General features: G+C 66.5%; 23 protein-coding genes and 1 tRNA gene. 13 read left to right on the top strand and 11 right to left on the bottom strand.

Annotation, left to right across the window (positions count from 1 at the left end):
• The first annotated feature begins 50 nt into the window (after positions 1-50).
• The 7 genes from GPJ75_RS09460 to GPJ75_RS09490 all read left to right on the top strand — a co-directional run bounded on the left by GPJ75_RS09460 (position 51) and on the right by GPJ75_RS09490 (position 7,601).
• A tRNA-Val gene (locus tag GPJ75_RS09460) sits at positions 51-125 on the top strand.
• Positions 126-427: 302 nt separating this feature from the next.
• Positions 428-730 carry a hypothetical protein gene (locus GPJ75_RS09465; RefSeq protein ID WP_159588447.1) on the top strand — a complete coding sequence of 101 codons (303 nt, stop codon included), beginning with the start codon at positions 428-430 and terminating at the stop codon, positions 728-730.
• A gap of 160 nt (positions 731-890) precedes the next feature.
• The gene (locus GPJ75_RS09470; protein WP_163267417.1) at positions 891-2,033 is read left to right on the top strand and encodes an efflux RND transporter periplasmic adaptor subunit; all 1,143 of its coding nucleotides are present in this window, start codon (positions 891-893) and stop codon (positions 2,031-2,033) included.
• Positions 2,034-2,052: 19 nt separating this feature from the next.
• A complete protein-coding gene (locus GPJ75_RS09475) occupies positions 2,053-5,190 on the top strand; it encodes an efflux RND transporter permease subunit (protein WP_163267419.1) in 3,138 nt (1,045 codons plus the stop codon).
• Positions 5,191-5,263: 73 nt separating this feature from the next.
• On the top strand, positions 5,264-6,079 hold the full coding sequence (locus tag GPJ75_RS09480; protein ID WP_159588453.1) for an SDR family oxidoreductase: 816 nt from the start codon (positions 5,264-5,266) through the stop codon (positions 6,077-6,079).
• Between the two features lie 29 nt (positions 6,080-6,108).
• Positions 6,109-6,597, top strand: a complete 489-nt coding sequence (locus GPJ75_RS09485) for a MaoC family dehydratase (protein ID WP_163267421.1) — start codon at positions 6,109-6,111, stop codon at positions 6,595-6,597.
• A gap of 227 nt (positions 6,598-6,824) precedes the next feature.
• Positions 6,825-7,601 (top strand): SDR family NAD(P)-dependent oxidoreductase, encoded by a 777-nt coding sequence (locus GPJ75_RS09490; protein ID WP_163267423.1) that lies wholly within the window; start codon positions 6,825-6,827, stop codon positions 7,599-7,601.
• 94 nt (positions 7,602-7,695) lie between these two features.
• On the opposite strand, the gene GPJ75_RS09495 is transcribed toward GPJ75_RS09490, so the two are convergent.
• On the bottom strand, positions 7,696-8,724 hold the full coding sequence (locus GPJ75_RS09495) for a DUF2156 domain-containing protein (protein WP_246248997.1): 1,029 nt from the start codon (positions 8,722-8,724) through the stop codon (positions 7,696-7,698).
• A 122-nt stretch (positions 8,725-8,846) separates the two neighbouring features.
• Between GPJ75_RS09495 and GPJ75_RS09500 the strand changes: the two genes are divergently transcribed.
• Both GPJ75_RS09500 and GPJ75_RS09505 read left to right on the top strand, forming a co-directional pair.
• Positions 8,847-9,500, top strand: coding sequence for a helix-turn-helix transcriptional regulator (locus tag GPJ75_RS09500; RefSeq protein WP_163267425.1), 654 nt, complete (start codon positions 8,847-8,849; stop codon positions 9,498-9,500).
• The gene (locus GPJ75_RS09505) at positions 9,497-10,891 is read left to right on the top strand and encodes an MFS transporter (RefSeq protein WP_163267427.1); all 1,395 of its coding nucleotides are present in this window, start codon (positions 9,497-9,499) and stop codon (positions 10,889-10,891) included. Before GPJ75_RS09500 ends, GPJ75_RS09505 begins: the two co-directional genes overlap by 4 nt.
• Positions 10,892-11,023: 132 nt before the next feature.
• Here the strand turns inward: GPJ75_RS09505 and GPJ75_RS09510 are convergent, their stop codons facing one another.
• The 5 genes from GPJ75_RS09510 to GPJ75_RS09530 all read right to left on the bottom strand — a co-directional run bounded on the left by GPJ75_RS09510 (position 11,024) and on the right by GPJ75_RS09530 (position 16,682).
• The gene (locus GPJ75_RS09510; RefSeq protein ID WP_163267429.1) at positions 11,024-11,305 is read right to left on the bottom strand and encodes a hypothetical protein; all 282 of its coding nucleotides are present in this window, start codon (positions 11,303-11,305) and stop codon (positions 11,024-11,026) included.
• Positions 11,306-11,370: 65 nt separating this feature from the next.
• On the bottom strand, positions 11,371-11,913 hold the full coding sequence (locus GPJ75_RS09515; protein ID WP_163267431.1) for a sarcosine oxidase subunit gamma: 543 nt from the start codon (positions 11,911-11,913) through the stop codon (positions 11,371-11,373).
• A complete protein-coding gene (locus GPJ75_RS09520; protein ID WP_163267433.1) occupies positions 11,906-14,905 on the bottom strand; it encodes a sarcosine oxidase subunit alpha in 3,000 nt (999 codons plus the stop codon). The genes GPJ75_RS09515 and GPJ75_RS09520 overlap by 8 nt, the downstream gene beginning before the upstream one ends.
• A 214-nt stretch (positions 14,906-15,119) precedes the next feature.
• Positions 15,120-15,419, bottom strand: a complete 300-nt coding sequence (locus GPJ75_RS09525; protein ID WP_163267434.1) for a sarcosine oxidase subunit delta — start codon at positions 15,417-15,419, stop codon at positions 15,120-15,122.
• A gap of 9 nt (positions 15,420-15,428) precedes the next feature.
• Positions 15,429-16,682: a sarcosine oxidase subunit beta gene (locus GPJ75_RS09530; protein ID WP_163267436.1), complete on the bottom strand. Its 1,254-nt coding sequence runs from the start codon at positions 16,680-16,682 to the stop codon at positions 15,429-15,431.
• A 209-nt stretch (positions 16,683-16,891) separates the two neighbouring features.
• Here GPJ75_RS09530 and GPJ75_RS09535 point away from each other — a divergent pair, with 209 nt between their 5' ends.
• The 4 genes from GPJ75_RS09535 (at position 16,892) to GPJ75_RS09550 (ending at position 19,663) form a co-directional block, all read left to right on the top strand.
• Positions 16,892-17,650, top strand: a complete 759-nt coding sequence (locus GPJ75_RS09535; RefSeq protein ID WP_163267438.1) for an SDR family oxidoreductase — start codon at positions 16,892-16,894, stop codon at positions 17,648-17,650.
• A 206-nt stretch (positions 17,651-17,856) separates the two neighbouring features.
• Positions 17,857-18,087, top strand: a complete 231-nt coding sequence (gene rpsU / locus GPJ75_RS09540) for a 30S ribosomal protein S21 (RefSeq protein WP_159588479.1) — start codon at positions 17,857-17,859, stop codon at positions 18,085-18,087.
• A gap of 121 nt (positions 18,088-18,208) precedes the next feature.
• Positions 18,209-19,063: a tetratricopeptide repeat protein gene (locus GPJ75_RS09545; protein WP_163267440.1), complete on the top strand. Its 855-nt coding sequence runs from the start codon at positions 18,209-18,211 to the stop codon at positions 19,061-19,063.
• A gap of 108 nt (positions 19,064-19,171) precedes the next feature.
• A complete protein-coding gene (locus GPJ75_RS09550) occupies positions 19,172-19,663 on the top strand; it encodes a DUF992 domain-containing protein (RefSeq protein ID WP_163267442.1) in 492 nt (163 codons plus the stop codon).
• A 54-nt stretch (positions 19,664-19,717) separates the two neighbouring features.
• Here GPJ75_RS09550 and GPJ75_RS09555 read toward each other — a convergent pair whose 3' ends face one another.
• The 5 genes from GPJ75_RS09555 to GPJ75_RS09575 form a co-directional block, all read right to left on the bottom strand.
• On the bottom strand, positions 19,718-20,143 hold the full coding sequence (locus GPJ75_RS09555) for a PIN domain-containing protein (protein WP_163267444.1): 426 nt from the start codon (positions 20,141-20,143) through the stop codon (positions 19,718-19,720).
• Complete coding sequence (locus GPJ75_RS09560) at positions 20,133-20,363, bottom strand: AbrB/MazE/SpoVT family DNA-binding domain-containing protein (RefSeq protein WP_159588485.1); 231 nt, start codon at positions 20,361-20,363, stop codon at positions 20,133-20,135. Before GPJ75_RS09560 ends, GPJ75_RS09555 begins: the two co-directional genes overlap by 11 nt.
• 109 nt (positions 20,364-20,472) lie before the next feature.
• Entirely contained in the window at positions 20,473-21,870 is a 1,398-nt protein-coding gene (locus GPJ75_RS09565) for an NAD(P)(+) transhydrogenase (Re/Si-specific) subunit beta (RefSeq protein ID WP_163267446.1), read from the bottom strand.
• A 1-nt stretch (position 21,871) separates the two neighbouring features.
• Positions 21,872-22,285: an NAD(P) transhydrogenase subunit alpha part 2 gene (locus GPJ75_RS09570; RefSeq protein WP_163267447.1), complete on the bottom strand. Its 414-nt coding sequence runs from the start codon at positions 22,283-22,285 to the stop codon at positions 21,872-21,874.
• Entirely contained in the window at positions 22,285-23,613 is a 1,329-nt protein-coding gene (locus GPJ75_RS09575) for a Re/Si-specific NAD(P)(+) transhydrogenase subunit alpha (RefSeq protein ID WP_163267449.1), read from the bottom strand. Before GPJ75_RS09575 ends, GPJ75_RS09570 begins: the two co-directional genes overlap by 1 nt.
• Between the last annotated feature and the right edge of the window lie 8 nt (positions 23,614-23,621).

Raw genomic sequence — 23,621 nt, forward strand, 5'->3', positions numbered from 1 at the left:
CCTTCCTATTGACGGCGCCCGCGAATATGTGGTGTATGCGCGCGTCGGATGGGCGTGTAGCTCAGCGGGAGAGCACTTCGTTGACATCGAAGGGGTCACAGGTTCAATCCCTGTCACGCCCACCATCTACCTCCTTAAATCATAGACTTAGAAGGTTTCCCTCGACTTCTTCATGAAGCTGGAGGAGGCCTTGCGCATGGACCGCGCTCTATGCCCAGTCGGCCCTTTCCAACGGCATCTTCGTTTGTCCCCTATCGTTGCCCCTTACGCCGGTCGGGCAAGCTCTCGGGAAAATCGAGGCGCAGCGAACGCGCGGGAGGGCAAGAATCGCCACGATATGATATGAAGGAACGAAGGGGCGGCACAGCTGGAAGCCCGGCAGGCAGCCCGCGCTCCACCATGAGGCAAAGCCCGAGGGAGGCCGACCATGAACACCGCGAACCTGCAGATGGAAGGCATGCTGATGGCCGTCTCGGCCCTTTGCTCGCTGATGCGCGAGAAGGGCCTGGCCGAGGCGGACGAGATCGATGCCGCCCTTGCCGAGGCTGAAACAGCGCTGGCTGCCGACCGGCTGCGCCCGGATCAGCTCTCGCCGGCCAATGTCGAGGCTGTCCTGTTTCCCTTGCGCTTTCTGCGCGAGGCCAACAGGCGCAGGATTCCCGGCAGCACCGCCGCCTACACCGAGATTGCCACCAATGTCGGTCGCACGCGGCGGGGAACGACGGCCTGAGATCCGGCCGCCGGCCAATCCTTACAGTAATTTAATGGTATAATGGGTGAACCGCGCTCACTCTTGCCGTACAAGAGCGGTAGATGGTGGGGGACATCCGGTCGTACGCGCGGCGCCGACCGAGGCCCGTTTGAGCGTGTAACCTATTCCGGAGAAACGGATGACGTGGTGGAAACAGGTCCTTTTGTGCCTCCTGCTCCTGGGGGTCGCCGCCGTGACCTGGTACCGTTTCTTTCCGGGAGCGGTGGATATGGCCGCCGAATGGGGCATCGGCGAAGCGCCCGCCGCAACAGCGCCCGCAGATGAGGCGCCCCGCCGCGGCGCCGGCCGGCGCGGAGGCGGCATGCAGAGCCCGGTTGTGGCCACACCGGTAACCACCGCCACGATCAACGACCGGCTCACCGCGATCGGTACCGGCAGTGCGTTGCGCACGGTCGCCGTGCGGCCGTTCACGTCGGGCCGTCTTACCGAGGTTCCGGTGGAGCCCGGTGCCGAGGTCGAGGCCGGTGATGTCATCGCGCGCATGGATTCGGAAACCGAGAGCATCGCCGTCGACCGTGCGGAGTTGGCGTTGGACGATGCGCGCGCACGCCTCGAGCGCATCAGCGCTCTGCGTTCCTCCAACGCCGCCACCGCCGTCCAGCAGACCGAGGTGGAACTGGAAGTGCGCAATGCCGAACTCGCCCTGCGCGAGGCGCGCCTGGCGCTCGAACGGCGCGAAATCGTGGCCCCCATTGGCGGCTTCGTCGGCATTCTGCCGGTTGCCGAGGGAGATTATGTGACCTCCTCGGACGACATCGCCACCATTGCCGACCGCTCGCAGATCCTCGTCGATTTCTGGGTGCCGGAGCGTTATGCCGGCTCACTGGCCGTCGGCATGCCGCTCACCGCCCGATCCATCGCCCGCCCCGACGAGAGCTATACCGGCACCGTTCGCGCTATCGACAACATGGTCGACCAGGAAAGCCGGACGCTGCGCGTCCAGGGCCGCATCGACAATCCTGCCGACACCCTGCGCTCCGGCATGGCGTTCCGCGTGAGCATGGCGTTCGCCGGCGAAACTTACCCGGCGGTGGACCCGCTTGCCGTCCAGTGGGGCACCGAGGGGGCCTATGTGTGGGTGGTGCGCGAGGGCACGGCGCGGCGCACTCCGGTGCGCATCATCCAGCGCAATTCCGACAGCATCCTTGTCGACGGCGAGTTCGCAGACGGTGACCAGGCGGTCGTCGAGGGCGTGCACGCTGTGCGCGAGGGCCAGGGCGTATCGATCGCCGGCAACGAAACCCTGCCGCGCGGCTCTTGAGGGAACGGGAAACGCTTCCATGAGCGAAGGAAAGATGGAGCAGGCCGGCGGCGGCATCACCGCGCTCTTCGTGCGACGCCCCGTTTTCGCCTTCGTCATCAATACGTTGATCGCGGTTGCCGGGCTTGCCGCGCTCTACGGCGTCGAGGTGCGCGAATTGCCGGATGTCGACCGCCCGGTGATCTCCGTCACGACACGTTTCGATGGCGCTGCCGCCGAGACTATCGACCGCGAGATCACCGCCGTCCTCGAGAGCGCGGTGACGCGTATCGCCGGCGTTTCGACCATCTCCTCCTCGTCCTCCTTTGGCCGCAGCCGGGTGACCATCGAGTTCCGCGAGAGCGTCGACATCAACGCCGCCGCTTCGGACGTCCGCGATGCGGTGGGCCGCGTCCAGAACCAGCTGCCCGACGATGCCGACGCGCCGACCATCGTCAAGGCGGACGACGACGCACAGGCGGTCATGCGGCTGGCGGTCACCTCCGAGGAGATGTCGATCGAGGACATGACGGTCTTCGTCGAGGACGAGATCGTCGACAAGCTCGCCACCGTGTCCGGCGTCGCCGACGTGCAGGTCTACGGTGATCGCGACAAGATCTTCCGCGTCGATATCGACCAGGCGCGGCTTGCCAGCCTCGGCATGACCATCGGCGACATCGGCAATGCGCTGTCGACCGTGGCTTTCGACAGCCCCGCCGGCTCGCTGACCAGCAGCACCCAGGACCTGATCGTGCGGGCTACGGCGTCCATCACCACGCCGGAGGACCTCGAGGCCATCCAGCTTTCGCGCAACGTGCACCTGGGCGACGTCGCCGTCGTCACCCTCGGCCCCGACCTCGGCGAGAGCCGGCTGCGCTCCAACGGCAGGACGGGCATCGGGCTCGGCATCGTCCGCCAGGCCCAGTCGAACACGCTCGACATCTCCTCCGGCGTGCGCCAGGCGGTGGAGGAGATCAAGCCGATCCTGCCCGAGGGCATGGAGATCGCCGTCACCAGCGACGACGCCATCTTCATCAACGGCGCCATCCACGAGGTGGAGATCGCGCTGGGCATCGCCGTGACGATCGTGCTTCTCGTTATCTACCTCTTCCTGCGCGACGTGCGCGCCACCATCATTCCCGGCGTCGCCATTCCCGTGGCCTTGATCGGCACGGTGGCGGCCATCTACCTGACGGGCTTCTCCATCAACATCCTCACCCTGCTCGCGCTCGTGCTCGCCACCGGCCTCGTCGTCGACGATGCTATCGTCGTCCTGGAAAACATCGTGCGCCGGCGTAACCAGGGCATGGGCCCACGAGCGGCTGCCGTGCTCGGCACGCAGGAGGTGTTCTTCGCCGTCGTCGCCACCACGGCCGTGCTGGTGGCGGTCTTCGTGCCGCTCTCCTTCCTGCCAGGCCAGGCCGGCGGCCTGTTCCGCGAATTCGGCTTCGTGCTGGCGATCGCCGTCTTCCTGTCGTCCATCGTCGCGCTGTCGCTATGCCCGATGCTCGCATCGCGCATGCTCGCTTCGGGCGAGCGCGGCTCCGAACATGAGGCAGCACCGCCGAGCCCCATGGCGCGCTTCGGCGAGGGCCTCTCCCGGCTTTACGCGAGAACCTTGCATTTCTGCCTCGACGCGCCGGCCGTGATCCTGCTCGTCTCCGCGCTGTTCGCGGCCGCCGCCTATGGCGTGTTCGGCTCCGTCAAGTCCGAACTCACCCCGAGCGAGGACCGGTCGGTGGCCTTCATGCGCGTTTCCGCGCCGCAAGGGGTGAGCCTCGACTATCTGACCGGGAACATGCGCCGGATCGAAACGCTGATCGAGCCGCTGCGCGAGCGCGGCGAAATCCGCAGCACTTTCTCCATTGTCGGCATGGGCGGCTCCAATCGCGGATTCCTCGTGCTGGCGTTAGCCCCGTGGGAGGAGCGCGAGCGCAGCCAGCAGGAGATCCTGGACGAGGTGAACGCGCTGGCGGCCCGCGTGCCCGGCGTGCGTGCCTTCGCCTTCCAGCCCAATAGTCTCGGCATCCGCGGCTCCGGCAGCGGCCTGCAATTTGCCGTGGCGGGGTACAACTACGACCGCCTGACCGAGGCCGCCATGGCCATCGTCGCGGACATGGAGGAGGATCCGCGCTTCGACAGCCCGCGTCTGTCGCAGGATGCCACCCAGCCGCAGTTGAAGGTGGAGATCGACCGCCAGCGCGCCTCCGATCTCGGCATCGAGATTGCGGGCCTGGGCGAGTCCATCCAGGCCCTGCTCGATGGGCGCGAGATCGGCTCCCTCTTCATCGACGACAAGAGCTTCGACGTGAAGCTTCTGTCGACGACGGATCCGATCAACGATCCGACGGATCTCGAGAATGTCTTCGTCAGGACGGGCGACGGGCGCTTCGTTCCCGTTTCCACCATCACGTCGCTGCGTGAGGAAGCGGTGCCACCCTCGCTCACCCGCGAGGAGCAGATGCGCGTCGTGCAGGTGACCTCCGGGCTGGCCGATGATTTCCCGCTCGGCACCGCCCTTCAGACGGCGAAGGAGATCGCCGAACCGCACCTGCCGCCGGGCGCCCGCATCATCCCGCTGGCCGAGGCCGCGACACTGGGCGAGACGGCCAACAGCATGCTGACCATCTTCGGCTTTGCCGTGGTCATCATCCTGCTCGTCCTGGCAGCCCAGTTCGAGAGCTTCGTCAGCGCCCTCATCATCATGGCCACCGTGCCGCTGGGGCTCGCCTGCGCGGTCTTCGCCCTGCTCCTGTCCGGCACGAGCCTCAACGTATACAGCCAGATCGGTCTGGTGCTGCTGGTCGGCATCATGGCCAAGAACGGCATCCTCATCGTCGAGTTCGCCAACCAGCTGCGCGACCGCGGACTGAACGTGCGCGAGGCGATCGAGCAGGCTTCCCTCATCCGCCTGCGGCCGGTGGCCATGACCATGATCTGTACCGTGGTTGGCGGCCTGCCTCTGGTGCTGGCGACCGGGGCGGGCGCCGAGGCACGCATCGCGCTCGGCTGGGTGATCGTCGGCGGGCTGGGGCTCTCGGCGCTCTCCACACTCTACCTCACGCCGGTGGCCTATCTGCTTCTCGGCCGCTTCATCACCCCCAAGGTGGAGGAGGAAGCCCGCCTCGAGCGCGAGCTCACCCACGCCGCATCCGCCTCTTCCCACGAATCCCGGTAGTGCGGGGCTTTACAAAACGCGCTGGGTGGACAGACTGTGCGCCGGCTTTGCGCTGCGGCAGGAAGTGGGTGGGATGACGATCTTCGAAGAGCTTTTTTCGCTCGCCGGCAAAACAGCATTGGTCACGGGAGGAGCCTCCGGCATCGGCCGCATGGCGGCGAGCGCGATGGTGCGCGCCGGCGCCCATGTCATGATCGCCTCGCGCCGCGGCGAGCAGTGCGCCGCCATGGCCAGGGAGCTGAACGAGCTGGACGTCCCCGGCTCGGCCGAAGGCTTTGCCGGCGATGTGGGTTCCGAAGAGGGCGTGACGCAGCTTGCCGCCGCCGTCGGCGAGCGTACCGACAGGCTCGATATCCTGTTCAACAACGCCGGCGCGAGCTGGGGCGAACGGCTGGAAAGTTTCCCCTACCACGCCTGGGCGCGGGTGCTGAACATCAACGTCACCGGCCTCTTCCATCTCACGCGTGAGCTGCTGCCGCTTCTTGAGAAGGCGGCGAGCGAGGAAGATCCCGCCCGTGTCGTCAATCTCGGCTCCGTCATGGGCAGCCAGCCGATCGCCGACGGCGCCTACTCCTACACCGCTTCCAAGGCGGCCGTGCATCACTTGACGCGCACGCTGGCAAACGAGTTCGCGGCAAAACGCATCACCGTCAACGCACTGGCCCCCGGCCCCTTCCAGAGCCGCATGACCGCGTTTGCCACCGGCACCGAGGAGAAGGCGGCCAAGGTTGGCGCGCGCGTTCCCCTGGGAAGGATCGGCGCCCCGGATGACATTGCCGGCGCGACACTGTATCTGTGCGGGCGGGCCGGCAGCTATGTCACGGGTGCCATCTTGCCTATCGACGGCGGCCAGTCGGCCCAGCACGGCATGAAGCTGTTCCGGGATTGAGGCCAGCCGGAAAAAGGGGATTACGGCTGTTGCGTAGCGACACCATTGCGATCGATGAAGCCAAGGCGCTTGTGGGCGAGGAAGTGGGCGTTTCCAACTGGCGCACCGTCTCGCAGGAGATGATCGACCAGTTTGCGGCGGCGACCGACGATCACCAGTTCATCCACACCGACCCGGAGCGGGCCGCCCGCGAAACGCCCTATGGCGGCACCATCGCCCATGGTTTCCTGTCGCTGTCGCTGCTTTCCACCATGATCTTCGAGGCCGTGCCGAAGCTCGAGGGAACCAGCGCCGGCGTGAATTTCGGCTTCGACCGCGTCCGCTTTCTCAATCCCGTCAAATCCGGCGCGCGCATCCGCGCCCACTTCATGCTGGCGCAACTGAAAGTGCGTCCGTCGGGCATCGTCGAGTGCCATTATGATGTAACTGTCGAGATCGAGAACAACCTCAAGCCTGCGTTGACGGCACGCTGGCTGACGCTCGCCATGCCGGATCGTCCAGGCGAGACCGCCGCGTGAGGGCGGCATCTTTTCTCCCTGCTGTCTCCGGTCCCCAAAAGGACGTCGGCGCCGGCTTGACGGCGCCGTCGCAAACCGGGAAAAGGCAACCAGATTCGTGCCTAGACTGTCATCCACCATATTCTCGCCGCGCGAGGGATACAAAGCGGCAAATGATGGTTATGCGGATGACTGCATTCGTTTCACGTAAGCCGGGGGAAAAGCGCGACGTGGAGAGGGGACATTGAATGAGGCGTTTTGACGGTCTGACGGTGCTTTTGACCGGCGCCACGGGGGGGTTCGGCAAACGCCTTGCCGACAAGCTCGCCGCCGAAGGCGCGCGCCTCGTCCTGTCGGACCTTGAGGTTGCGCCGCTCGAGGCGCTGGCTGCCTCGCTCGACGCGGAGACGGCGCTTCTGGCCGGCGACATCACCGACGAGAGCCTGTCGGAACGGCTGGTGGCGTTGGCGCGGGAACGCTTCGGCGGCCTCGACATCGCCATCAACAACGCCGGCATCGCCCAGACCTTCGTCAAATTCCACCTCATCCCCTCCGATGAGGCGCGCCGTGTCGTCGACGTCGACCTGATGGGCGTCTTCTATGCCATGAAGCACCAGCTCCTGGCCATGGAGCGGCGGCACCGCGCCTCCGGGCGCAAGAGCGCCATCGTCAACGTCGCCTCGGTCGCCGGCCTAGCCGGCGCGCCGCGCCTTGCCGCCTATACCGCCGCCAAGCACGGCGTCATCGGCCTGACCCGCGCCGCCGCTGCCGAATACGCCACCAAGGGCATCCGCGTGAACGCCGTCTGCCCCTCCTTCTCGCGTACGGATATGGTGACGGAAACGCTGAAGATGACGCCTGCCAGGACCGACAAGGCCGAGGCCGGCCTGACGCGCGGCGTGCCGATGCGGCGGCTGGCGGAGGTGGACGAGGTGGTGAAGGTCATCCTCTTTGCCGCCGATCCCGGCAACAGCTTCATGACCGGCCAGGCTCTTGCCGTCGACGGGGGGATAACGGCGACCTGACGGCTGCCCGGCAACGCCAACGGCAGGCCGACGCCTGCTGGAGACTGCCTACCAAGGCAGGTGAGGTTTCGCTACGTCGTAGCCCTGCCCTTTCTCAAACAACGCCGCAGGCGCGCACGAGCTTCAAAAGGCGCGGCAGCGAAGGCTGGGTGTTCATGGCGCAATAGGTCTGCCGGCTCTTCCCACCGTAACTCTCCTTGTGCCTGGCCAGCGTCTGCGTCGGGTAGACAAGGCGCTGGGCAATGCCATTGGTGTAGATGAAGCGGAAGGCGCGGCGGGTGAGCCAGTCCTTGGTAAACTCCTTGTCCTCGATGCGGTGGAAGGGCATGAGGCCGAAATAAAGGCGCGGCATGCCCTCACGCTGGAACGTCTCGATGGCGCGGCGCACCAGGAAATAGGCTGCAAGCGGATCGGCGTCCGGCAGCCAGCGGCGCGTCGCCGAGAGGTAGCCGACGATGCGGCCGTCCTCGTAGAGCGGGTCGAAAAAGGCGAAGGCCACCGGCCTTCCTTCCGCGTCGAGGAGGAAGAACTTGCGCACGCCCGGCTCGTCGTCGAGCACGACGGGGCGCACGAGGAAGGAAAGCTCGCGCCTCTTGGTCGTGCGCGTGCGGCGCCAGCCGCGCGAGATGGCGTCGATCCGGGCCGGGTCGAGCGTGGAAAGCGGCACCTCCGCCACGCGATGGCCGGTGCGCGAAAAGCGGTTCTCGGCGGTGCGGAAGCTGCGCTTCTTCGGACCGGCGAAATCGTACCCGTCAAGCTCGATCCAGCTTTCCAGCCCCAATTCGTTGACCGCAAAACCGCGCGCCGAAAGCAGCTCCGCCATGGCGTGGGAGACCTGCCAGAAGGTGACGTCCTGCTTTTCCGCAACGAAGGCATCGATCAGTGCCTCCCAGCGCTCGCGCGGGGCCAGCGGGTCGGCCAGCACGAAGGCCGTGCGGCCGACCATACGGTAGGACAGAAAGCCGTCGCCGTCGCCGAAGCGCAGCAGTCCCGGCTGAAATGCCACCGAATAGGCAAGGGCGAAGTCGCCGAAGCGCACCAGCGCAGCCCGGCGGGCAGGCTCGAATACATAGCCTTCGCTCGCCAGGTCCCGGGTGGCGATTACCGTAGAAAAATAATTCACGAACCGTAAGACCGATGGCAGCGCCCCGCGTGAATACCTGCATGCGAAGAACCGATTTGGCAAGAGGGTAGTGGATTGACATTAAAGAAACTAAGTAGTTATTTTAATAGCAGGAGGCCCCCATGACGACGACCCATCCTGCGACAAAAGCCGACGAGCGCGTCCTTTTCGTTCTCAAGACCAAGGGGGCGATGACCGCGCAGCATCTTGCCGGAAAGCTCGGCGTATCGGTGGTCGCCGCACGCAAGCAGCTTGGCCGGCTGGAGGAGGCGGAGCTTGTCGCCTACCGGGAGGTGACCGAGGGGCGGGGCCGGCCCGAGCGCCTGTGGCGGCTGACGGCGGAGGGCCATGGCCGCTTTCCCGACAGCCATTCCGAATTGACGCTTGAGTTGATCGCCACTATCCGCCGCGTCTTCGGCGAAGAAGGGCTCGACCGGCTGATTACGGCACGCGAGGAGACCGCGCGCGCCACCTATGGCGCAATGGTCGAAGACCGCGACGGGCTGGAGGAGCGCGTGGCGGCGCTTGCCCGGCAGCGCCGGCGCGAGGGCTATATGGCCGAAGTGGAGAAGCTCGACGACGGCGCTCTGCTTCTGATCGAGAACCATTGCCCGATCTGCGCGGCGGCCACCGCCTGCCAGGGCCTCTGCCGCTCCGAGCTTGCCGTCTTCCGCGCGGTGCTCGGCCGCGATGTGCGGGTCTCGCGCACGGACCATATCCTGGCCGGCGCACGGCGCTGCGCCTATCGCATAGAGCACGACGGGAGGAGCGCATGAGCGCCGAGCCCAGCGCCACGCCGGGAAACGCCGGATGGGCGGAGATCGTCCGCACGGGGCACCTGCCGCAATTTGCGCTTTTGTGCCTTGGAATCTGGCTGCATGCGGCCGATTCGCTGCTGGTGGCCACGGCCATGCCGGCGGCGGTGGCCGAGATCGGCGGCGATCGGCTGGTGAGCTGGACGCTGTCACTTTATTTGCTCGGCTCCATCCTTTCCGGCGCCGCGGCCGCGCTCGCGGCAAGCGCCGTCGGCCTCAGGCGCGCCTTTATCGTCGCCGCCCTCGTCTACGCCGCCGGGTGCGCGACGAGCGCCATGGCGCCGGACATGATCGTCATGCTGGCCGGCCGCCTGGCGCAGGGGCTGGGCGGCGGGCTCCTGGTGGCGCTCACCTATGTGGCGATCCAGCGGGTCTTCCCGCGAAAGATGTGGCCGCGGCTGATCGCGCTGATGTCGGCGGTGTGGGGCGTATCGGCCTTCTGCGGACCGCTGATCGGCGGCTTCTTCGCCGATCTCGGCCTGTGGCGCTGGGGCTTCTGGAGCTTTGCTCTCCAGGCTGTGCTGCTTGCGGTGCTCGTGCCGGCCTTCATGCGGCCAGGCGGGGCGATTACACCCCAGCGCTTTCCGTTGAAGCGGCTGGCGCTGCTTTCAATCGCCGTGCTTCTGGTGGCCGGCGCCGGTGTCGACGGCAGGGCGCTGACGGCGCTGCCCATGATGGCGGCGGGCGCCGGCTTCTTCGCGCTGTTCCTGGCGAGCGACGCGCGCCGGACGGCGGACAGGATGTTCCCCGCCCGCGCCTTCGACATGCGCAGCCGGCTCGGCGCAGGCTTCGTCGCCAATCTGGCGCTTGGCGTCGGCGGCATATCCTTCACCGTCTATGGCCCCTTCCTGCTGAACCGCCTTCACGGCGTCTCCGCCCTCGGCGCGGGCTATATCATCGCCGCCGAATCGGTGGCCTGGAGCGTCACGGCGGTGTTGTTCGCCGGCGTCGGCGAGGCGGCGGAACGGCTCGTCATGCGCACCGGCGCGGTGATGGTGATGTTTGCGATCGCCGCCCTGGGGCCGCTGATGGCGGAGGGCCCCTTGTGGGCGATCGTGCTGATGGCCGTCGCGCAAGGGGCGGGCTTCGGCATGTTGTGGGGCTTCCTCATCCGCCGGGTGGTGGCGGCCGCGGGCGAGGCCGAGCGCGACCAGGCTTCCGCGGCCATGCCGACCACCCAGCAGATGGCCTTCGCGCTGGGCGCCGCCCTTTCCGGCATCGTCGCCAACATGGCGGGCTTTGCCCAAGGCGGCGGCGAGGCGATGGAAGACGTCGCGGTATGGGTGTTCGCCGCCTTCGTGCCCATCGCCGCACTGGGTGCGGCCGCGGTGTGGAGGCTGGCGCGGGGTTAGAGCATGATCCCGAAAAGTGGACACCGGTTTTCGGGACCATGCTAAAACAAAAAGATGGATCGTGATGCCGATTCCACAAAAAGGCATCACGATCTAGAGGGTGCGGCCCTGCAAGAAGCGATACGGCCCGCCCTACCTCTTCCTGTTCGGCCCGCCCACATGGGTGGTGGAGGTCACCGAGACCGGATCGCTTGCCGGGAATGTGTCCTCCAGCCCCTCGTCCAGTTCCTCGTCGTGGGCGTGGGCAGTGTCTTCCTTGGGTTTCTTGGTCGCGAATTCGCCGGGAGCGCCGGTGCGGGAGGCGCGTGTAGCGGACACCGGATCGCTGGCGGGAAAGGTCTGCTCCAACCCCTCCTCCAACTCGTCTTCCAGATCGTCGCGCGAGACGCCTTTTTTCTTCGATTCAGGCAGCATGGGCATCGCATCCTTTCTGCCGAAGGGAAACGCAGAGGGGCTTGTCCCGGTTCCCCGCAGGGCCCTCAGGCTTCCCGCGCCGCCTTCTCCAGCAGCGAGAAGACGTAGTCGGAGAAGGAGCGCCAGCACTCGATCCTAAACGCTTCCTCGCCGGTGCGCCACAAGACGATCTCGGCCTTGCCGAAGACGGTGCGCGAGGCGGCCCCAACCGGAAACCGCGCTGGTGAGAGGTCTTGCGGGCAGCCGGCGCCGAGCACATCCTCGGCGCGCGCCCCGGCAACGAGGACGGCGGTGTTGCGGTGCGAGATGTCGACAGCGGAATGAAGGGCCGAGACCTTGGCGCAAAGCGCGGCGAGGTCCGCGCCTTTTTCATCGATGATGAGCCATTCGTCCGGGCCGAGCCACAGGGCGGCGCGGCCACCGTCCGCGGCGGTCGTCTTCGGCTTGCGCGGCAAAGTGAGGCCGAGTGCCTTCGAGAGCGCGGAAAGCGAAGCCTCCGGGGCGCGCAGCGACAGGCGGCTGGCCGGAGCGGTGGGAGTAAGCGCGATGCCGGAGCCCTCGTAGGCGCGGCCTTCGAGGGCGGACATGCGGCGGGCGGTCTCAGCCATTGGTGCGCTCCCCCTTTTCATCGAAAAAGACCGTCGGCACGACCTCGACTTCGACCGCACCGTCCGGCATGGGCACGTGGAGGCGCTCGCCCATGCGATGGCTCCCGTTTTCCACCAGCGCCAGGGCGATGGAACGGCCGCAATTTTCCGACCAGTAGGAGGAAGTGACGAAGCCGATCATCTTCATCGGCACGGGCTGGTTCGGGTCGGCGACGATCTGCGCCCCCTCTTCGAGGACGGTCTTCGGGTCGGATGTCTTAAGGCCGACGAGCTGGCGCCGCCCCGGCGCCGTCAGGTCCGGCCGCTTCAGCCCGCGGATGCCGACGAAATCCTTCTTCTTCCTGCCGATGGCCCAGCCAAGGCCGGCATCGTCCGGCGTCACCGTGCCGTCGGTGTCCTGGCCGACGATGATGAAGCCTTTTTCGGCGCGCAGCACGTGCATGGTCTCCGTGCCATAGGCGCACGCGCCGTGCTTCCCGCCCTCCGCCCACACCGCCTCCCAGACGGAGAGGCCGTAATCGGCCGGCACGTTGATCTCGAAGCCGCGCTCGCCGGTGAACGAGATGCGGAAAAGCCGTGCCGGCACGCCGCATACCCTCCCCTCGCGCACGGACATGTGCGGCATCGCCTCGTCCGAGAGGTCGATGTCCTCGACGAGGGGAGCGACGATGTCGCGGCTCTTCGGCCCCTGCACGGCGATTGTAGCCCATTGCTCCGATGTGGAGGTGAGCCAGACTTTCAAATCGGGAAACTCGGTCTGGAGATAGTCCTCCATGTGGTGGAGCACGCGCGGCGCGCCGCCGGTGGTGGTCGTCACATGGAAGCGGTCCTCGGCAAGCCGGCCGACCACGCCGTCATCGTAGATGAAACCGTCCTCGCGCAGCATGATGCCGTAGCGGCAACGCCCGACGGCGAGCTTCTGCCACGGGTTCGTGTACATCAGCTCCATGAAGCGGGCCGCGTCCGGGCCGACGACCTCGATCTTGCCCAAGGTCGAGGCGTCGAAGATGCCGGCAGACTGGCGCACGGTGCGGCATTCGCGGGCGACCGCCGCGTGCATGTCCTCCCCGCCGCTCGGGAAATACCAGGCCCGCTTCCACTGGCCGACATCCTCGAAGACGGCGCCGTGGGCCTCGGCCCAGGTGTGAATGGGCGTGCGCCGCGTCGGCTCGAACAGGGCGCCACGTCCGTGGCCGACGAGGGCGCCGAAGGTGACGGGCGTATAGGGCGGGCGGAAGGTGGTGAGGCCCACTTCGGGGATGGGTTTTCCCAGCATCTCCGAGGCGATGGTGAGAGCGTGCAGGTTTGACGTCTTGCCCTGGTCGGTGGCCATGCCGGTGGTGGTGAAGCGCTTGACATGCTCGATGGAGCGCATGCCCTCCTGCACGGCTTGGCGGATGTCCTTGGCCGTCACGTCGTTCTGGAAGTCGACGAAGGCCATCGCCTTTTTACCCGCTTCTGCACCAGGGGCGGCACCGGCCATACCGGAGGACCACCTCTCGGTGGAGCCGGCCTCGAGGTTAGGCACCTTCGCCCTGGCCTTTGAAACGCCTGCCTCCTTCGCCGCCTTCTCGCCGGCCTGAAGGGCTTCCGCGACTGCCTCTCCGAGGCCGGTCGTACCGTTGCCGGCGCCGACGGAGACGGCATCCTGGACGTATTGGCCGGGCAGAAAGCGCTGGGTCGCCTCATTGAACGCGAGCTTGCCGCGCGACTGGGAGAAGAGGTGGACGGCGGGCGTCCAGCCGGAGGATGTGACGAGCGCATCCACCTCGATCTGGCGGGGCGCGCCGCCATTGACGGGCGCGACGTCGATACGGCGCACGCGCAGCCGGCCTTCCGTGCCGGTGACGGCATGGCCTGCCAGCACCTCGATGCCCAGCCCGCGGGCCTCCTCCACATGAGCGCCTTGCGGCGCGGGGCGAAGATCGACGAGGGCGGCGATCTCCACACCCTTCTTCTTCAGGTCGATGGCGGCGGCATAGGCGGAATCGTCGGCCGTGTAGACGGCGACCCTGCGGCCGACGGCAACGCCGAAATGGTTGAGATATGTGCGCGCGGCCGAGGCCAGCATGATGCCCGGCCGGTCGTTGTCCGGGAACACCATGTGCCGCTCGATAGCGCCGGTGGCGAGCACGACACGCTTCGCCCGCACCTGCCAAAGGCGCTCGCGCGGGGCCTCCGGGTGGGGGGCGGCGAGGTGGTCGGTCAGGCGCTCGACAAGGCCGAGCATGTTCTGCGCGTAGTAGCCGAAGCCGGTGGTGCGGGTGAGAAGCCGCACATTGTCGCGCGCGGCGAGCTGCGCCGCCGTCCGCTGTGCCCATTCCCAGCCGGGCATGCCGTCGATGACGGCGCCGGCCTCGAAGCGCAGGCTGCCGCCAGGCTCGGCCTGCTCGTCGGCGAGGATGACGCGGGCGCCCGCCTCGGAAGCCGCGAGCGCGGCGGCAAGGCCGGCGGCACCCCCGCCGACGACGAGCACGTCGCAGTGAGCGAAACGATTGGAGTAGCGGTCGGGATCGGGTTGGTCGGGCGCGGTGCCGAGGCCGGCGGCGCGGCGGATGACGGGTTCGTACAGCCGCTCCCATGCCGCGCGCGGCCACATGAAGGTCTTGTAATAGAAGCCGGCGGAGAAGAAGGGAGCGCCGAGATCGTTGAGCGCGCCGACATCGAAGGCGAGCGAGGGCCAGCGGTTTTGCGAGACGGCGGCAAGGCCGTCGTAGAGTTCCTGCACCGTGGCGCGGACGTTGGGCGTCTTGCGGGCGGGGTCGCGGTGGATGCCGACGAGAGCGTTGGGCTCCTCCGCCCCTGCCGAAAGAATGCCGCGTGGGCGGTGATACTTGAAAGAGCGGCCGACAAGGTGGACGCCGTTGGCGAGCAGCGCCGAGGCGAGCGTATCGCCAGCAAGGCCGGTGTGGGGCTTGCCGTCGAAGATGAAGCTGACGGTTCCTGCGGCATCGAGCCGGCCGGCGGTTGGGAGGCGGAAGGGCTGGGTCATGCGGCGGCTCCCTTTCGGGGGATGCCGCGCGCGGCACCATCACCCCCCTCTGCCCTGCCGGGCATCTCCCCCTCCAGGGGGGAGATCGGCCGTCGCGACGACTTTCGCCAATTACCGTCGTTGCAGTGGAAGCGCCGGAGCAAGTGACCGGCTAATCTCCCCCCTTGAGGGGGAGATGCCCGGCAGGATAGAGGGGGGTGGTGACGCTCCACCATCACTGGTTACCTCCCGCCTCGCCCAAATCCGGCTTCGGCTCGCCCGCCTTGTACGTCATCAGGAACCGGTCGCTCACCGTATCCCGTGCCGCGTTGAAGAACCGCCCGCACCCGTGGATGTGCCGCCAGCGCTCGAAGGTGACGCCCTTGGGGTTGGCGCGGATGAAGAAGTAGCGCTGGAATGCCTCGTCGGAGATCTCGGCGATGTTCTCCGGCCGCGCGATATGTGCCTCGCCGGCGTGGCGGAACTCCAGTTCCGGCCGCTCTTCTTCGCAATAGGGGCAATGGATGAGAAGCATGGAGGGACCTCAGTGCGCGACCGCAGCCGCCGCCGCCTCGTCGATGAGCCGCCCACCCCGGAAGCGCTCCAGCGTGAAGGGCGCGTTGATCCTGTGCGGCTCGTCGCGGGCGATGGTGTGGGCGAAGACGTGGCCGGAGCCGGGAGTGGCCTTGAAGCCGCCCGTGCCCCAGCCGCAATTGACGTAGAGCCCCTTGACTGGCGTCTTGGCGAGGATTGGCGAGCGATCGGGCGTGACGTCGACGATGCCGCCCCAGGAGCGCAGCATCTTCATGCGCGTGAAGATGGGGAACATCTCGCAGATGGCATCGAGCGTGTGCTGGACGATGTGCAGGCCGCCGGTCTGGGAATAGGAGGTGTACTGGTCCGTGCCGGCACCGATGACGAGTTCGCCCTTGTCGGATTGGGAGATGTAGGCGTGGACGGTGTTGGACATGACGACGCAGGGGAAGACGGGCTTCACCGGCTCCGAGACCAGCGCCTGGAGAGGGTAGGATTCGAGCGGCACCGAGACATCCGCCATCTGCATGAGCACGGAGGAATGGCCGGCGGCAACGACGCCGATCTTCCTCGCCTGAATAGGCCCGCGCGTCGTCTCCACGCCCGTCACCGCGCCGTCCGGGCCGCGGCGGATGGCGGTGACTTCGCAGTTCTGGATAATGTCGACGCCGCGCGCCGAGGCGCCGCGCGCGTAGCCCCAGGCGACGGCATCGTGACGCGCAGTGCCGCCGCGGCGCTGCAGCGCGGCGCCCATGACGGGGTAGCGCGCGTCGCGCGAGATGTTGAGCGGCGGGCAGTAGGCCTTGGCCTCCTCGGGCGTCAGCCATTCGTTGTCGACGCCGTTCAGCCGGTTGGCGTGGATGTGGCGCTTGAAGACCTGCACGTCGTGCACGTTGTGGGCAAGCATCATCACGCCGCGCTGCGAGAACATGACGTTGTAGTTGAGCTCCTGTGAGAGCCCCTCCCACAGCTTCACGGCGTGGTCGTAGATGCCGGCGCTCTCGTCGTAGAGGTAGTTGGAGCGGATGATGGTGGTGTTGCGGCCGGTGTTGCCACCGCCGAGCCAGCCTTTTTCCAGCACTGCGACGTTGGTGATGCCGTGCTCCTTGGCGAGATAATAGGCAGTGGCCAGCCCATGGCCGCCGGCGCCGACGATGATGACGTCATAGGCCTTCTTCGGCTCGGGCGAGCCCCATTGCTCGGGCCAGCCCTTGTGGCCGCGCAGAGCCTCGCGTGCGATGGCGAAGACGGAATATTTGCGCATGCGCATTCCCCCGTTGGCGACCGTCATGCCCTTAACCGAAGTCTACCCCTAGCGAAAGTGGCCCCGCCGCCTTGCGCTGATTGCGACGGCGTTTGCCGTTTTGCGGCGTGACGGCCCATCCGGTTTCGGGTGGCTGCACCCTTTGTCTTTTGCGAGCAAGCCGCCGTGCCGGCGCCAAGCCCGGCACGGAAACCGCGAAAGGATGAACCATGTTTTCATTGACCGACAAGGTTGCCATCGTCACCGGCGCCAGCTCCGGCATCGGCCGGGCGGCGGCCAAGCTCTTCGCCGAGGAAGGCGCGAAGGTGGTCGTCACCGCGCGGCGCAAGGCCGAGCTCGACACGCTGGTGGCGGAGATCCGCGAGGCGGGCGGCGAGGCCGAAGCCCTGCCCGGCGACGTGGCCGACGAGGCCCATGCGGCGGCGCTGGTGGCGCATGCGGTTGCGCGCTTCGGCGGGCTCGACATCGCCTTCAACAATGCAGGCATCGTCGGGCGGATGGCGCTTGCGCCGGAGCTCGACCGCGCGGACTGGGAGGAGGTGCTGAACGTAAACCTCACCGCCGCCTTTCTCGCCGCCAAGCACCAGATTCCGGCCATGCTGGAGCGCGGCGGCGGTGCGCTGATCTTTACCTCAAGCTTCGTCGGCCAGACGGTCGGCATGCCTGGCATGACGGCTTACGCCGCATCCAAGGCGGGGCTGGTCGGCCTGACGCAGGCCCTCGCGGCGGAGCACGGCCCGAGCGGCATCCGCGTCAACGCGCTGCTGCCGGGCGGCACAGACACGCCGGCGGCGACCTTCAAGACGCCCGAGGAGTGGGCGTTCGTGGAGGGGCTGCACGCGCTGAAGCGCGTGGCGAGGCCGGAGGAGATCGCCCGTGCCGCGCTCTTTCTCGCTTCGGATGCAGCAAGTTTCATCACCGGGGCCGCGATGCTGGCCGACGGCGGCGTGTCGATCAACCGGACATAAACGCCATTCGGCGGCCGCCGCCTGCCTGCGGCCGCCCTCCCCGCGGCGTGCACACCTCGCCACAAAGTCACTCGACAAGCTGCGGATATTCTGCTATCAGCCCGCATCCTGCGGGAGATGTCTGCCGCGGGGCATTGGGTGTTGAGCCTGGCAAGCGCCAAGAGGTTCGATGCCGCTATATATCAACGTTTTGACAGGAAGCCCAAGTGCAGGTACTCGTCCGCGACAACAATGTTGACCAGGCGCTTCGCGCTCTGAAGAAGAAGATGCAGCGCGAAGGTATTTTCCGCGAGATGAAGATGCGCGGGCATTATGAGAAGCCTTCGGAGAAGCGCGCGCGTGAAAAGGCCGAGGCCGTGCGCCGCGCGCGAAAGCTGGCGCGCAAGCGCGCACAGCGTGAAGGCATCATCGGGGGCGGACGGGTAGCGGCACGCTGAGTGCCCTTATTTTCGTCCTTTTCCCCGCTTGAATGCGAAGGTGGCGCGATGGAAAGATCGCCGCCGCCTTTTTTATTGCGGCAATGCGGCCGCGCCTGAGCAGGAACGGACAGCGGAATCCATGGCTGATGTGATGATCTTGAGCAGAATGACGCGCCACGGGCGACTGGCGGCACTGGCGCTGGCGGCGCTCCTGCCGCTCGCCGCCTGCCAGTCGGCCGGCGATGCGGTGGACAGTCTTGCCCAGATCGACACCGCGCAGGGTTCGGCCGAGAATATCGGCTCGCTTACGGCCGTCATCGAGCGCACGCCGAACGATCCCGACGCCTACAACGTGCGCGGCGCCGCCTATGGCCGGGCCGGGCGCTACAGCGAGGCATTGAAGGACTTCGACCAGGCGATCGCGCTTGCTCCGAACTCGCACCAGGCCTACGCCAACCGGGCGCTGATCCACCGGTACATGGGCGACCAGGGGAAGGCGCTGGCCGACTACAACAAGGCGATCGAGCTCAACCCGCGCTACGACACAGCCTTCATCGGCCGCGGCGAGATCTACCGCCAGGCAGGCCGCACCAGTGAGGCCTTCCGCGACTTCGAGCAGGCCATCCAGCTCGACACCACCGACCCGCGCGCCTATCACCGGCGCGGCCTGCTCTACCAGGCGAGCGGCCAGCACCAGTTCGCACTGGAGGATTTCGCCATGGCCATCTCGCTCGCCCCCGGCGAGCCTTATGGCTACAACGGACGCGGCCTCTCCTATCTCGCCCTCGGCGACGAGGAGAACGCCTTCTCCGACTTCAACACCGCCATCCGGCTGGACGAGAGCGTTGCCGAAAGCTGGGCCAACCAGGCGCTGATTTTCGAGCGGCGCGGCGAAATGGATCGGGCGGCGCGTTCCTATGCGCGCGCCCTGCAGCTCGACCCCGAATACGTACCTGCCCGCGAGGGCGTGGCGCGCACGCGCGGATCCGCCTGATGCGCTTGGTCTGACCCAAACAGATACCGTCTGTCAGGTCGCACCACGGGGAACCATTCCCGCTTCCGTTCTGTTTTGCGTCCAAGAAACAGAACGGGAGTTCGAGCGATGAAGAAAAGCGCACCTGCGGCGCTCGCCGCGGTCTTCGCCGTGTCGGCGAGCGCCTTGCCTGCCGCCGCCCAGGAACGCACGGAAGTCGGCATCCTCGATTGCATCATCGAAGGCGGCGTGGATATTGCGATCGTGACGTCCAAGGAGCTTTCCTGCACCTTCCAGCCGGCGGACGATACCCGCCCGCCCGAGAGCTATGTCGGCGTTGTCAACAAGTTCGGCCTCGAAGCCGGCGTTACGGGCGAGCGCGTGATGCGCTGGCTGGTGATGGCGCCCACCACCACCGACCCCTACGCGCCCGGCGCACTTGAAGACGATTATGTGGGCGCCAGCGCCGAGGTTACCGCAGGCATAGGCGGCGGCGCCAACGTGCTGTGGAGCGGAACCTACAAGAACCTGATCCTGCAGCCCCTGAGCCTGCAGGCGCAGACAGGTTTGAACCTGGCGGTCGGCGTCAGCGAGTTCCAGTTGCGCTCGACGGCGTTGTAGACATTGGGTGATAAGAGACCGGCGGCTTCCCCGCCGCCGGCGGTGGGATGTGCCTCACAGCCCCCGGAAGGGGTTGGTGATATGCAGCAGGCCTTCGACATGCAGACCATCCCGCATATCTTCCGACCACAGAACGGAACAACCGCTGTCGAGCGCCGACGCTACGATAAGCCCGTCATAGACAGATAATCCGTAGCGTTGTGCCAGCGCCGACCCATTCTGGTGAATGCGCAGCGTCATATCCTCGACCTGCAAAAGGCCCCGTACGCTCTCGATGAACAGTTGCACCTCATCCCAGCTCAAACGCATCTTACGCCGCCCCGCATTGGCGATCTCGTTCAGCACTTGAACGCTGATGACACCACCACGGCCGACGATATCTTCCGCCCGCTGCGCCTTTTGGCGGTCATCGGAGGCGAGATAGAGGATTACGTTGGTATCGATGAAAGCAGACGGGCTCTTGTCTGCTCTACCGAGCATTCAATTCGTCCCGGTCGAAGCGAAAGTCGGCAGGCAGACGTCCGCGAAACTGCTGAAGGCGCTGCAGGAGCGCCTTGCGGTCAGGCTTCTTGGCTATTGCCAGGGAGCGCAGGCCCTCCGCATGGAGGTCTATCTCGTCACCTTCCTTCAACTCCAAAAGCTGGACCACCGAGGAAGGAAGGCGGATGGCAAGACTGTTGCCCCATTTGGAAACACGCATGCCCGACCTCCATTGATATACATCTTTTATATGTATATCAGGAAGTGGCGTGTCAACAAAAAAGCCCGGCCACAATGGCCGGGCTCTTCAATTCCTGTTTGAGCCGCACTCAGCTCTCCAGAGCCTTGACGATGTCTTCCGTCATCTTCTTGGCGTCGCCCAGGAGCATCATCGTGCCGTCCTTGTAGAACAGCGTGTTGTCGATGCCGGCATAGCCGGAGCCGAGCGAGCGCTTGACGAAGAGGCAGGTGCGGGCCTTGTCCACTTCCAGGATCGGCATGCCGTAGATGGGCGAGGTCTTGTCGTCGCGGGCCGCCGGGTTCGTCACGTCGTTGGCACCGATAACATAGGCGACGTCGGCCTGGGCGAACTCGGAGTTGATGTCCTCCAGCTCGAACACCTCGTCGTACGGCACCTGGGCTTCGGCGAGCAGCACGTTCATGTGGCCCGGCATGCGGCCGGCCACCGGGTGGATGGCGTACTTCACCTCTACGCCGGCGGCCTTCAGCTTGTCGGCCATCTCGCGCAGCGCGTGCTGCGCCTGGGCGACGGCCATGCCGTAGCCGGGCACGATGATGACCTTCTGCGCATTCTGCATCAGATAGGCTGCATCGTCGGCCGACCCCTGCTTGACCGTACGCTCGATACCGTCATCCGCCGCTACCGCCGTCTCACCGCCGAAGCCGCCGAGGATGACGGAAATGAAGGAGCGGTTCATCCCCTTGCACATGATGTAGGACAGGATCGCGCCGGAGGAGCCGACCAGCGCGCCGGTGATGATGAGCGCCAGATTGCCGAGCGTGAAGCCGATGCCGGCCGCTGCCCACCCCGAGTAGGAGTTGAGCATCGAGACCACCACCGGCATATCGGCGCCACCGATGGGGATGATGATGAGCACGCCGAGCGCCAGCGACAGAAGGACGATGAGCCAGAAGACCGTGTGGCTCTGCCCCATCACCAGCATGGCGATAAGAATGACCAGCGCGATGCCGATGCCGGCGTTGACCATATGCCGCATGGGCAGGAGGATCGGCTTGCCCGACATGCGGCCGTCGAGCTTCAGGAAGGCGATGATGGAGCCGGTGAAGGTGACAGCACCGATGGCGACGCCGAGCGACATCTCGACCAGCGCCTGCCCATGGATGGCGCCGAGCGTGCCGATGTCGAAGCTTTCCGGCGAATAGAGCGCGGCGGCCGCGACCATGACGGCGGCAAGCCCGACGAGCGAGTGGAAGGCGGCGACGAGCTGCGGCATCTTCGTCATCTGGATGCGCCGGGCGATCACCGCGCCGACCGAGCCGCCGATGGCCAGCCCCAGGACGATGAGCAGGAAGCCACCTGCCGACGGCGTGGCGAACGCAAGCGTCGTGAGGATGGCGATCCCCATGCCCACCATGCCGTAGAGATTGCCCTGGCGGCTGGTTGTCGGGTGCGAAAGCCCCCTCAGCGCCAGGATGAAGAGGATGCCGGAGACGAGATAGAGGAAGGATGCAAGATTGGCGCTCACGTCACTTGTCCTTCTTCTTGTACATCGCCAGCATCCGCTGGGTGACGAGGAAGCCGCCGAAGATGTTGACCGAAGCAAGCACCAACGCGACGAAGCCGAAGCCGGTGGCAAGCCCGGAAGCAGAGATGCCGACTGCCAGAAGCGCGCCGACGACGATGACCGAGGAGATGGCGTTGGTGACCGACATCAGCGGTGTATGCAGCGCCGGGGTCACCGACCACACGACATAATAGCCGACGAAGATTGCCAGCACGAAAATTGCAAGGCGGAAGACGAAGGGGTCGATGGCCCCGCCCGTCGCGCCATGCGCGAGCGCGCCGGCGGCATCGGCCGCTTCCATATTCTCGAAGGCGGCGCGCACGCCCGCCGTGGCGCGCTCGAGTTGTTCGAGCGCCTGTTCGACAGTGTTTTCCATCAGGCTTCTCCCCCGGATTTGCGCGTGGCGGGCTTCCTGGCTGAAGCTGTCGACCTGCGCTTGGCGCCCCCCGTGCCGGCCGCCTTCCCGGAAGCGGGCTCGCCTTGCTGAAGCTCCGGCGAAGCGGGCTTCGTCGCCGCCCTGCGCCGCGCCGGCGTCTTCTTGGGTGCGGCTTTGGGCGCCGGCTCGACATCCTTGGCAGAGCCGGCAAAGTTCGGGTGCACCACCGCGCCGTCATGGGTGAGCATGGTGGCTTTCACCAGCTCATCCTCGAAGTCGATGGCGAGCGCCTGTTTCTCCTTGTCGACCATCGTCTCCAGGAAGGCGAAGAGGTTGCGCGCGTAGAGCAGCGAGGCGGAGGCGGCGACGCGGCCCGGCACGTTGAGATGACCGAGGATCTTGACACCGTTTGCCGTGGTGACGACTTCGCCGGCCTTCGCGCCCTCGACATTGCCGCCGCGCTCTACCGCGAGATCGACGATAACGGAGCCCGGCCGCATGGACTTCACCATCTGAGCCGACACCAGGCGCGGCGCCGGCCGACCGGGGATGAGGGCGGTGGTGATGACGATGTCCTGCTTGGCGATGTGGTCGGCGACGAGCTCTCCTTGAGCCTTTTTCTCGTCATCCGTCAGCTCACGCGCGTAGCCGCCTTCGCCCGAGGCGTCCTTCAAAGCGTCGGTCATGATGAACTTGGCGCCGAGGGAGGCGACCTGTTCGCCCGCCGCCGCGCGCACATCGGTCGCCGTCACCACGGCGCCGAGGCGGCGCGCCGTGGCAATGGCCTGCAAGCCGGCGACGCCGGCGCCCATGACGAACACCTTGGCCGCCGGCACCGTGCCCGCGGCAGTCATCATCATCGGCAATGCCCGGTCGTATTCGGCCGCCGCATCGATGACGGCACGGTAGCCGGCTAGGTTCGCCTGGCTCGACAAGACGTCCATCGACTGGGCACGCGTTATGCGCGGCATGAACTCCATGGCAAACGCCGTGATGCCGGCTTTCGCCATCGCCGCCACCTCGGCCTCGTTGCCGTAGGGGTCCATGGTGGCGATGACGACGGCGCCTGGTCTGTAGGTTTTCAGCTCGGCGGCCGTCGGGCGACGCAGCTTCAGCACCACGTCGGCCTTGGCGGCGTCCGCCGCCTTGCCGATCGCTGCCCCGGCTTGCTTGAAATCCTCGTCCGGGATGCGCGAGAGGCTGCCGGCGTCCTTTTCGACCGTCACATCGAAGCCGAGGCCGGCAAGCCGCTTCACCGTGTCGGGCGAGACCGCCACGCGCGGCTCGTTGCCGGCGACCTCCCTGGGCACGAAAATCGTCTGTCCCACCGTCGTAT

Origin of the sequence: Chelativorans alearensis, from assembly GCF_010993735.1 — a bacterium.
GTDB classification, from domain to species: Bacteria; Pseudomonadota; Alphaproteobacteria; order Rhizobiales; family Rhizobiaceae; genus Chelativorans; species Chelativorans alearense.

Excerpts from the sequence above, each read along its gene's own strand:
- GPJ75_RS09465 (WP_159588447.1), top strand. The coding sequence starts at position 428 with ATGAACACCGCGAACCTGCAGATGGAAGGCATGCTGATGGCCGTCTCG.
- GPJ75_RS09470 (WP_163267417.1), top strand. The coding sequence starts at position 891 with ATGACGTGGTGGAAACAGGTCCTTTTGTGCCTCCTGCTCCTGGGGGTC.
- GPJ75_RS09475 (WP_163267419.1), top strand. The coding sequence starts at position 2,053 with ATGAGCGAAGGAAAGATGGAGCAGGCCGGCGGCGGCATCACCGCGCTC.
- GPJ75_RS09480 (WP_159588453.1), top strand. The coding sequence starts at position 5,264 with ATGACGATCTTCGAAGAGCTTTTTTCGCTCGCCGGCAAAACAGCATTG.
- GPJ75_RS09490 (WP_163267423.1), top strand. The coding sequence starts at position 6,825 with ATGAGGCGTTTTGACGGTCTGACGGTGCTTTTGACCGGCGCCACGGGG.
- GPJ75_RS09500 (WP_163267425.1), top strand. The coding sequence starts at position 8,847 with ATGACGACGACCCATCCTGCGACAAAAGCCGACGAGCGCGTCCTTTTC.
- GPJ75_RS09505 (WP_163267427.1), top strand. The coding sequence starts at position 9,497 with ATGAGCGCCGAGCCCAGCGCCACGCCGGGAAACGCCGGATGGGCGGAG.
- GPJ75_RS09510 (WP_163267429.1), bottom strand. The coding sequence starts at position 11,305 with ATGCTGCCTGAATCGAAGAAAAAAGGCGTCTCGCGCGACGATCTGGAA.
- GPJ75_RS09515 (WP_163267431.1), bottom strand. The coding sequence starts at position 11,913 with ATGGCTGAGACCGCCCGCCGCATGTCCGCCCTCGAAGGCCGCGCCTAC.
- GPJ75_RS09520 (WP_163267433.1), bottom strand. The coding sequence starts at position 14,905 with ATGACCCAGCCCTTCCGCCTCCCAACCGCCGGCCGGCTCGATGCCGCA.
- GPJ75_RS09525 (WP_163267434.1), bottom strand. The coding sequence starts at position 15,419 with ATGCTTCTCATCCATTGCCCCTATTGCGAAGAAGAGCGGCCGGAACTG.
- GPJ75_RS09530 (WP_163267436.1), bottom strand. The coding sequence starts at position 16,682 with ATGCGCAAATATTCCGTCTTCGCCATCGCACGCGAGGCTCTGCGCGGC.
- GPJ75_RS09535 (WP_163267438.1), top strand. The coding sequence starts at position 16,892 with ATGTTTTCATTGACCGACAAGGTTGCCATCGTCACCGGCGCCAGCTCC.
- GPJ75_RS09545 (WP_163267440.1), top strand. The coding sequence starts at position 18,209 with ATGGCTGATGTGATGATCTTGAGCAGAATGACGCGCCACGGGCGACTG.
- GPJ75_RS09550 (WP_163267442.1), top strand. The coding sequence starts at position 19,172 with ATGAAGAAAAGCGCACCTGCGGCGCTCGCCGCGGTCTTCGCCGTGTCG.
- GPJ75_RS09555 (WP_163267444.1), bottom strand. The coding sequence starts at position 20,143 with ATGCTCGGTAGAGCAGACAAGAGCCCGTCTGCTTTCATCGATACCAAC.
- GPJ75_RS09560 (WP_159588485.1), bottom strand. The coding sequence starts at position 20,363 with ATGCGTGTTTCCAAATGGGGCAACAGTCTTGCCATCCGCCTTCCTTCC.
- GPJ75_RS09570 (WP_163267447.1), bottom strand. The coding sequence starts at position 22,285 with ATGGAAAACACTGTCGAACAGGCGCTCGAACAACTCGAGCGCGCCACG.